The 8,398-nt window shown below is 38.0% G+C and carries 5 protein-coding genes, 3 tRNA genes and 1 rRNA gene; 3 read left to right on the top strand and 6 right to left on the bottom strand.

All coding sequences use genetic code 11. From position 1 onward, the window contains the following. Positions 1-272: 272 nt before the first annotated feature. The 6 genes from K2N75_RS03755 to K2N75_RS03730 all read right to left on the bottom strand — a co-directional run bounded on the left by K2N75_RS03755 (position 273) and on the right by K2N75_RS03730 (position 5,335). Positions 273-348: transfer RNA gene (locus K2N75_RS03755), tRNA-Ala, on the bottom strand. A gap of 179 nt (positions 349-527) precedes the next feature. Continuing rightward, positions 528-604: transfer RNA gene (locus K2N75_RS03750), tRNA-Ile, on the bottom strand. Positions 605-691: 87 nt separating this feature from the next. Continuing rightward, a 16S ribosomal RNA gene (locus tag K2N75_RS03745) occupies positions 692-2,187 on the bottom strand. Between the two features lie 603 nt (positions 2,188-2,790). Then, on the bottom strand, positions 2,791-4,068 hold the full coding sequence (locus K2N75_RS03740) for a hypothetical protein (RefSeq protein ID WP_297679652.1): 1,278 nt from the start codon (positions 4,066-4,068) through the stop codon (positions 2,791-2,793). Between the two features lie 56 nt (positions 4,069-4,124). Next, positions 4,125-5,138, bottom strand: a complete 1,014-nt coding sequence (gene pseI / locus K2N75_RS03735; protein WP_297679651.1) for a pseudaminic acid synthase — start codon at positions 5,136-5,138, stop codon at positions 4,125-4,127. Positions 5,139-5,260: 122 nt separating this feature from the next. Further along, positions 5,261-5,335, bottom strand: a tRNA-Asn gene (locus K2N75_RS03730). Between the two features lie 150 nt (positions 5,336-5,485). Here K2N75_RS03730 and K2N75_RS03725 point away from each other — a divergent pair. From K2N75_RS03725 to K2N75_RS03715, 3 genes are all read left to right on the top strand, one after another. After that, on the top strand, positions 5,486-6,199 hold the full coding sequence (locus K2N75_RS03725; RefSeq protein ID WP_297679650.1) for a YebC/PmpR family DNA-binding transcriptional regulator: 714 nt from the start codon (positions 5,486-5,488) through the stop codon (positions 6,197-6,199). 135 nt (positions 6,200-6,334) lie between these two features. After that, on the top strand, positions 6,335-6,655 hold the full coding sequence (locus K2N75_RS03720; protein ID WP_297679649.1) for a thioredoxin family protein: 321 nt from the start codon (positions 6,335-6,337) through the stop codon (positions 6,653-6,655). Positions 6,656-6,945: 290 nt separating this feature from the next. After that, positions 6,946-8,391, top strand: coding sequence for a M23 family metallopeptidase (locus tag K2N75_RS03715; protein WP_297679648.1), 1,446 nt, complete (start codon positions 6,946-6,948; stop codon positions 8,389-8,391). Positions 8,392-8,398 lie beyond the last annotated feature (7 nt).

Below are 8,398 nucleotides of genomic sequence, written 5' to 3'. Positions count from 1 at the left end.
ATTAAAACAATCTTGGTTATTTGCGTGATTGTAGTTATTACTTATTTTAGGCTTTAACAATGAGTTGTGTAAGAACATTTAGAATCTTTTAGGATTCTAATGTAAAGATTTACAAAAATGCTAAAGAGGAGTTTGAAGTTTTTTGTTTTCTTTTACTTCTAACTTTCTTTATAATTCTATTCTATGCCAAGCATAAAAAAGAATGTATGAAATACTTACATTAGAATCTTTTTTATCCTATTGTATTGACTACATCAATAATATATTATTTTTGGTGGAGAATAGCGGGATCGAACCGCTGACCTCCTGCGTGCAAAGCAGGCGCTCTCCCAGCTGAGCTAATTCCCCTTAATAAATATTTCAAGAATCTCTAATCTTTATCTTTGGGATAGTTTAATGATTTTAAAACGCAATTATTTTTTAATTATTTTGGAAGTTGTTGAAAAGTTTTTGAAAGGAGTTACCTTAAAGGTAATGACCAAAAAAACTTTGAAAACTCTTTCAAAAGAATAAAAAAGAATTTCGTTTGGTGGGCTTAGGAGGACTTGAACCTCCGACCTCACCCTTATCAGGGGTGCGCTCTAACCACCTGAGCTATAAGCCCCTACTTTAAAGTTAAATAATCTCTGAAAACTAAGCAGGAAAAGAACAACTTAAACTAAAAGAAACAAATCTTTAGTCTCTTCTCTTGAAAGGAGGTGATCCAACCGCAGGTTCACCTACGGTTACCTTGTTACGACTTCACCCCAGTCGCTGCATCCGCCGTGGGCGGTAGCCAGTTTGGCATTCCGACTTAAGGCGAATACAACTCCCATGGTGTGACGGGCGGTGAGTACAAGACCCGGGAACGTATTCACCGTAACATAGCTGATTTACGATTACTAGCGATTCCAGCTTCATGTAGTCGAGTTGCAGACTACAATCCGAACTGAGAGAAGTTTTTGAGATTTGCTCCATTTCACAATATTGCATCTCTTTGTGCTTCCCATTGTAGCACGTGTGTAGCCCTAGGCGTAAGGGCCATGATGACTTGACGTCATCCTCACCTTCCTCCTCCTTGCGAAGGCAGTCTCCTTAGAGTGCTCTACCGAATAGTTAGCAACTAAGGACGAGGGTTGCGCTCGTTGCGGGACTTAACCCAACATCTCACGACACGAGCTGACGACAGCCGTGCAGCACCTGTTTTCAAGTTCTAGCAAGCTAGCACTCCACTATCTCTAGCGGATTCTATCAATGTCAAGCCTAGGTAAGGTTCTTCGTGTATCTTCGAATTAAACCACATGCTCCACCGCTTGTGCGGGTCCCCGTCTATTCCTTTGAGTTTTAATCTTGCGACCGTACTCCCCAGGCGGAATGCTTAATGCGTTAGCTGCATTACTGCAGAGACAAGCTCCACAACAACTAGCATTCATCGTTTAGGGCGTGGACTACCAGGGTATCTAATCCTGTTTGCTCCCCACGCTTTCGCGCATCAGCGTCAGTTATGTTCCAGCAGGTCGCCTTCGCAATGAGTATTCCTCTTGATCTCTACGGATTTTACCCCTACACCAAGAATTCCACCTACCTCTCCCATACTCTAGAATAACAGTTTCAAATGCAGTTCTATGGTTAAGCCATAGGATTTCACATCTGACTTGCTATCCCGCCTACGCGCTCTTTACGCCCAGTGATTCCGAGTAACGCTTGCACCCTCCGTATTACCGCGGCTGCTGGCACGGAGTTAGCCGGTGCTTATTCGTTAGATACCGTCATTATCTTCTCTAACAAAAGGAGTTTACAATCCGAAAACCTTCATCCTCCACGCGGCGTTGCTGCTTCAGGGTTTCCCCCATTGAGCAATATTCCCTACTGCTGCCTCCCGTAGGAGTCTGGACCGTGTCTCAGTTCCAGTGTGTCCGTTCACCCTCTCAGGCCGGATACCCGTCATAGCCTTGGTGAGCCATTACCTCACCAACAAGCTGATAGGACATAGACCAATCCTTTAGCGAAAAACTTTCCCTCGTAAGGAGTATCCAGTATTAATCATCGTTTCCAATGGCTATCCTAGACTAAAGGGCATGTTATCTATGCATTACTCACCCGTGCGCCACTAATCCACTCTAGCAAGCTAGAGCTTCATCGTTCGACTTGCATGTATTAGGCACGCCGCCAGCGTTCACTCTGAGCCAGGATCAAACTCTCCATAAAAAAAAGAATCTTTTTGTTGCTTTTTGTAGAGCTTGCAATTTGCTTGTGCGACAGACCATTAGTCTAGTCTCCGCGTAAATTGCTTCACAACTACAAAAACCATTCAAAAATCTTTCTATTTTAAAAAACTTTAAAACTTTCTTATAAATTAAAGAAAAGAATTTAAAGTGAAAGTAGCAATTTATAATGCTGCTTTCAATTGATTTTCAATTTGTAAAGCAACAAAAAGAAAAATCAAGTATAGGTTAGTTTGTCCTAAAATCTCAAAATCTCTGTTTAGACTTGTGTTTTACAAGTGTAAAACTACAAAGTAATAAATGAGTTTATGTTGTAAAGAAATTAGAAAATAAAAAGAATGTTGTTCTTCTATTTCCTGCTTAGTTTTCAAAGATCATTTTAACTTTATATAGATGTAAATACATTACAAAAGTTAAAGAACATTTTTACTCTAAAGATTTTTAGCGCAAAAAAGGAAGCAAAATTATATCAAAGAAAACTTAAGGGGAGGTTAAAGGGAATTTTTAAACAAAAGATGAATAGGAAATAGCATCAAATTCTCCTACTAAAGATACGCAAAGCCTCAAACATTTGGCTTTGTGCTGTCTAAGGAATCTCATAATCTTCTACAATCACTTCCGTTTGATTTGGACTTTTTTGTGTAAGTATATAGATAGTGCCGTAATACTCATAAGCCAAAGAAAGAATGAATGTGTTTTGATTATCTTGCCATTTATAATCAATATACGCAATATACGTGAGACCACCTTGTGCGTCGTTACTAATCTTGTCTTCAAAATCTTTTTTTGCCCTTATTTGCTTGACATCTGCAAGATATTTCCCATCTTGTTCATTTGTTTTTATTGCCTCATAAGCGTCAAAAATATTGCCTGCGAAACTACATTTTCTTTGCTGAGAGTATTCGCCAAATTCTGGGTCTGCACGCCCGTCCCACCTATTATTGTGAATACTTGCGCAATGCTCCAAAAACCCAAACTTTTTTTTAAATATACTTTGTAATTGTGCAGAGATTTCGCCATAGCGGGATTTATAAAGCGTTTTGATACACTCTATATCATTTTGACATTGATTGCGTTCTTTTAGCCACGCTTTTTGTGAGGCTTCAATACTCTTACGTTCTATATAGTCTTCTGTCTCTATCAATAGTGCGTTATAGAGATAGTATAATTTTATGTCCTCGTTAAAATTTTCTTTTTCCGCAGCATTGCAAATGGCAATTTCAGTTTTGAGATTCGCCTTTTTGCAATCAAAACTCACAGGCAAAGCTTTTGAGTGTATTTTGAGATAAGTGCCTTCTGCTTCTTGTGTGAATTCCAATATGAGTAAAGCATTATCTGTCCGAACCCTAAAATCATCTCCTAAAGCCTTATAAGTAATAATTAAGTTTTTTGGGCTTTTATATGTGTAACTTAAGCTCACATCAACCCCCTCATCACTCATTTTTTGCGCATCACCACACGCAAAATGAAAATCAAAATTCCATTCTAAAGTCTTATTTTGCTTTGGGAGAGTTGGAAGCCATTTTGTAATTTTACATCTATCTGAAATATCATTTTGGTTTTCAAAATGCTCTCCTGTTGAGTTTGTTACATAGCTCTCATAGGCTTGATTGATGTCCATATCCTTATAAAGTGTTGTAATGATATAGCGTCTCACATTGTATTCATCAAAAAATTCTTCCATTTTCTGATAACTATTAAACCCCTCTTTTTTTCTAAATGCCCTTTCGTCATAATGTGCCGCTATTTCTCTTGCCTTCTCATATTGCTCTTGACTCATTTGCTCTAGGCTTTCTTTTGCGCTCAATAGATTCAACAATAAAGCCAAAAGCATTATTGGGAATATGCCAAACAAATTTTTCATATTTTTTCCTTTTCTCCCACTCTTGCAAACTACCATAGTTTAAGAATTATACCCATTTATTCCCAATCCCCAAACTCCAATGCCTTACCACGATACAAATCACGACTTGCACACTTGCCTAGGACTTGCTTTAAATATTTTGGTGCGATTCCGAATCCGGGTCGGATAGAACGCACAGACTTTGCAGTAATCCTCTCACCTTTTTTAATATTTTCCACCACATACAAGGAACGCATAAACGCTCTGCCCTCCTTAGATTTTTGGCTTAATTCATAAGTCGGAATCCCAAGCAACTCCTCTACCTCTCGCACCGCCTTTGCCATTTGTGCAAACTCTTCGGGTTCAAGACTAAATGCACTATCCACACCGCCGAGCTTACGATTCAGTATAAAATGCTTTTCAATCACTTTTGCGCCAAGAGTTACAGCAGCAATCGGTGCGGTGATTCCTAAAGTATGGTCGGATAACCCAACTTCCACTTCAAAATCCTGCCTTAGCTCTGGAATAAGACTAAGATTCGCGCTATTAAGCGGTGCGGGATAAGAGCTTGTGCATTGCAAAAGCGTAATATCTGCATTACCCGCTTGCTTGCACGCACCAATAGCATCTTGAATCTCCTCTTTGGTTGCGATTCCCTTTGATAGAATCATCGGCTTGCCCAAACGCGCCATATAGGAGATTAGCTCCAAATCCACAATCTCAAAAGACGCTACCTTATAAATAGGATTCCCTAAAGTCTCCAAAAAATCCACACCCTCTTTGCTAAAAGGGCTAGAAAAACATACGAGCCCAAGATTTTGTGCATATTCAAATAGTTCCGCGTGCCATTCCCACGGCGTCATCGCTTCCTGATACAAATCATAAAACTTCTTTCCACCCCACAATGTTCCTTTAATCTTGAAATCCTCTAAATCACAATCAATCGTGAGGCAATCGGGCGTATAGGTTTGCAACTTAATTGCGTCTGCACCGGAGTCTTTCGCCGCTTTAATCGTCTTTAAAGCTAAATTTTTATCTTGATTGTGGTTTGCAGAAAGCTCCGCAACTAAAAAAGTTTTATTACTTTGCATATCCATAACCCTTAAAAATCAACAAATTTCGCTAAGATTATATCAGAAAAAACATTTTAAAATATAAGGTTTGTTGAATAAAAAACATTAATAAAATTTTTGGAAAAAGATTAAGGATAAAGTGGCTCCGGATGTAGGATTCGAACCTACGACCAAGCGGTTAACAGCCGCCTACTCTACCGCTGAGCTAATCCGGAATAAAAGCTCATAAAAAATGAGGTGAAATTATATAGCAATTTTATTTTAATGTCAAGAAATTTGTAATATTCTTGCCAAATATCTTGCAACTTTAAACTTAAAAATACTACAATTTACTTTCAAAATATTCTAAAATATTAGAGGTTTTTATGGGACGAGCATTTGAATATCGCAGGGCAAGCAAAGAAAAACGATGGGACAAAATGTCCAAACTTTTTCCCAAATTAGGAAAAGCAATTAGTATCGCTGTTAAGGAGGGCGGCAGCGGAGATCCCGATATGAATTCCAAGCTCCGCACCGCGATTCTAGCAGCAAAAGCACAAAATATGCCAAAAGACAATATTGAAGCAGCTATTAAGCGAGCTTTAGGAAAAGACGGAATCCAAATCACAGAAGTCAATTATGAAATCAAAGCTCCACACGGCGCATTATTTTTTGTAGAATGCGCAACAGACAATACCACACGCACGGTGGCGAATCTCAAAAGTTATGTCAATAAACTTGGTGGACAAATGCTAACAAACAATTCTTTAGAATTTATGTTTGCACGCAAGGCGCATTTTGAAATCAACAAAGCGACTGCTAGGGATTTAGAAGAGCTAGAACTCACATTAATTGACGCAGGTTTAGATTCTATGGAAATAGAAGAAGAAATTGTCCATATTTATGGAGATTATACGAGTTTTGGCACACTTGCCAATGCACTAGAGGAACTCAAGCTAGAGGTTAAAAAAGCGGCATTAGAGCGAATCGCAACGAATCCTGTGGAGTTTAACGAAGAGCAATTAATAGACATTGAGAAATTGCTAGACAGGATTGAAGAGGACGATGATGTGCAAGCGGTTTTTACCAACATTGCCTAAAAGATTCCAAAAATGCTTTTCAACCAAACATTTAAAAAGAAATGTAACAAAATCACGGACGCAACTAGTATTTTGTATTTTTTAAGCAAAATTGATTCAAAATTCTTTTCATAACTTTAAATAAAAGGAATTTAAATGTTGGAAAAATTAACAAAAGCTACTTTTGAAAATGCTGTTAAAGAGGGAGTTTGCCTTGTCGCAATTGGAGCTCCTTGGTGTCCAGATTGTCGTAAAATTGAGCCGATTATCGGAATGCTTATGCAAGAATATGGCGCACAGGTTAAGTTTTTTGCTATTATGGCAGACGAAGAAGAAGCGCTCAAGGATTCTTTGAATGTGCGCAGAATCCCGACACTTATTTTTTATAAAAATGGTGCAGAAGTGGGCGAAAGACTCGTTGAGCCAAACTCCAAATCACTGATTGAAGAGGCAATAAAATCTGCATTGAATGCTTAACTTAACACTATTTTGCAAGGGTGCAAAAGCATAAGCAATTTGCTTAATTTGCTTTTGTTCTTGTAAATAACTTCAACTTGCATAACAATCTATCCTCTAGCATATCTTAAACTTTGTAAAAAATCACAAAATTTAAGATGAGATTCTTTCTTTGATTATTTTAGACAAACTCTCATAATAACCTAACAAACATTTCTTATCCTAAAATCTCTTATTTACTTACAAATTAAGCACTTTTTAGCTAAAATAAAAGGTTCTTTTCTCAAAAGAAATAATTTTTAAGGAATATTATGCAAAATCCTCATACCAAAAGCGGTTTTATTAAAATTGCCGGACTTGTTGCGCTCGTGGTTGTTATTTTGTTGGGAATGTTTATGTTAAGCTCCGATTCTTTTGAAAAAGAATCTCCTACAATTCACCTAAAAAGCACTTCTTGGAATCTCAAAGGAACATTTCCTATTGAGGTTAGTGATAATGCAGGAATCAAAAGCTATCAAGTCTCACTGATAGAAAATGGACAAAAGATTCCACTTGATGCGCAAAAACTCACTGAACAAAATGAAATCTGTGCAGCCAAGAGCGCAAATATTGCTCCATTGACACAAAATATCACTGCACAATCCCCGATTAAGAGTTTCTGTATTGGCATACAAAAGCCTCAAAATCTCAAGAGTAATATCCAATCTTTCCTCCTTGAAGTGAGCGTAACAGATACAAGCAAATGGAACTTTTTTGGAGGCAATACAACCACCGAACAATTCCATATTCAAGTAGATACCAAAAAGCCACAAATTGCCATTATTGCAAATTCTTATAAAATCACGCAAGGCGGGAGTGCTTTAATCATCTTTAAAGCAGAGGACGAAAATCTAAAAAGTATAAAAATTAACAATGGTAATTTAGACTTTACGCCACAACCTTTCTATAAAGAGGGATTTTATATTTCCCTGCTTGCGTGGTCTAAACTCCACGAGGATTTTAACGCTAAAATTATCGCCGAAGATAGCGCGGGCAATGTCAGCGTTGCGCCAATTAATTATTTCAAACAAAAAAAACAATATCGTGATTCCACGATTCCACTAACAGAAAACTTTATTGATGGCAAAATCTCTAGTCTTGTGCAAGAAATTGGAGAAAAAAATTTGGAAGATTTTGCAGACAAGATTGAAATTTTTCGCTATATCAATGAAGAAGTGCGCGAAAATACTTTCCAACGGGTTTTAAATGCCTCTTCTTTCGCGGATACAGAATCCCTAGTAGAAAATTTCCCCATTCAAGCCTTTGCACCCCTAAAAAATGGTGCGGTTATGGCGAGTTTTGGCGACCACCGCACCTTTACATATCAAGGAGAAAATGTTAGTGAATCCAATCATATGGGATTAGACCTTGCAAGTATCAAACAAGCGCCTGTGATTTTAAATAATGCGGGCATTGTTACACTCAATGAATTTGTAGGGATTGATGGCAATGCACTTGTTATTTATCACGGACTTGGACTTTCTACTTTATACGCGCATCTAACAAGCACAAATGTCCAAGTTGGGGATTCTTTAGAAAAAGGCACAATTATCGCAAATACAGGCAGTACAGGGCTAGCATTGGGAGACCATTTGCACTTTAGCGTGCTAGTGCAAGGCTATGAAGTATGGAATGCAGAATGGATGGATTCCGCTTGGATAAAGACAAATATTACAAATGTGATTTCACAGGCTAAAGACATCATCAACAAACTCTAAAGGCAGA

It is taken from the genome of Helicobacter sp., from assembly GCF_029067145.1.
Taxonomy (GTDB): domain Bacteria; phylum Campylobacterota; class Campylobacteria; order Campylobacterales; family Helicobacteraceae; genus Helicobacter_D.
This window is presented reverse-complemented; position numbering and strand designations above follow the sequence as displayed.

Coding starts and splice junctions, on each gene's coding strand:
- K2N75_RS03715 (WP_297679648.1), top strand. CDS start 6,946: ATGCAAAATCCTCATACCAAAAGCGGTTTTATTAAAATTGCCGGACTT.
- K2N75_RS03720 (WP_297679649.1), top strand. CDS start 6,335: ATGTTGGAAAAATTAACAAAAGCTACTTTTGAAAATGCTGTTAAAGAG.
- K2N75_RS03725 (WP_297679650.1), top strand. CDS start 5,486: ATGGGACGAGCATTTGAATATCGCAGGGCAAGCAAAGAAAAACGATGG.
- K2N75_RS03740 (WP_297679652.1), bottom strand. CDS start 4,068: ATGAAAAATTTGTTTGGCATATTCCCAATAATGCTTTTGGCTTTATTG.
- pseI (WP_297679651.1), bottom strand. CDS start 5,138: ATGCAAAGTAATAAAACTTTTTTAGTTGCGGAGCTTTCTGCAAACCAC.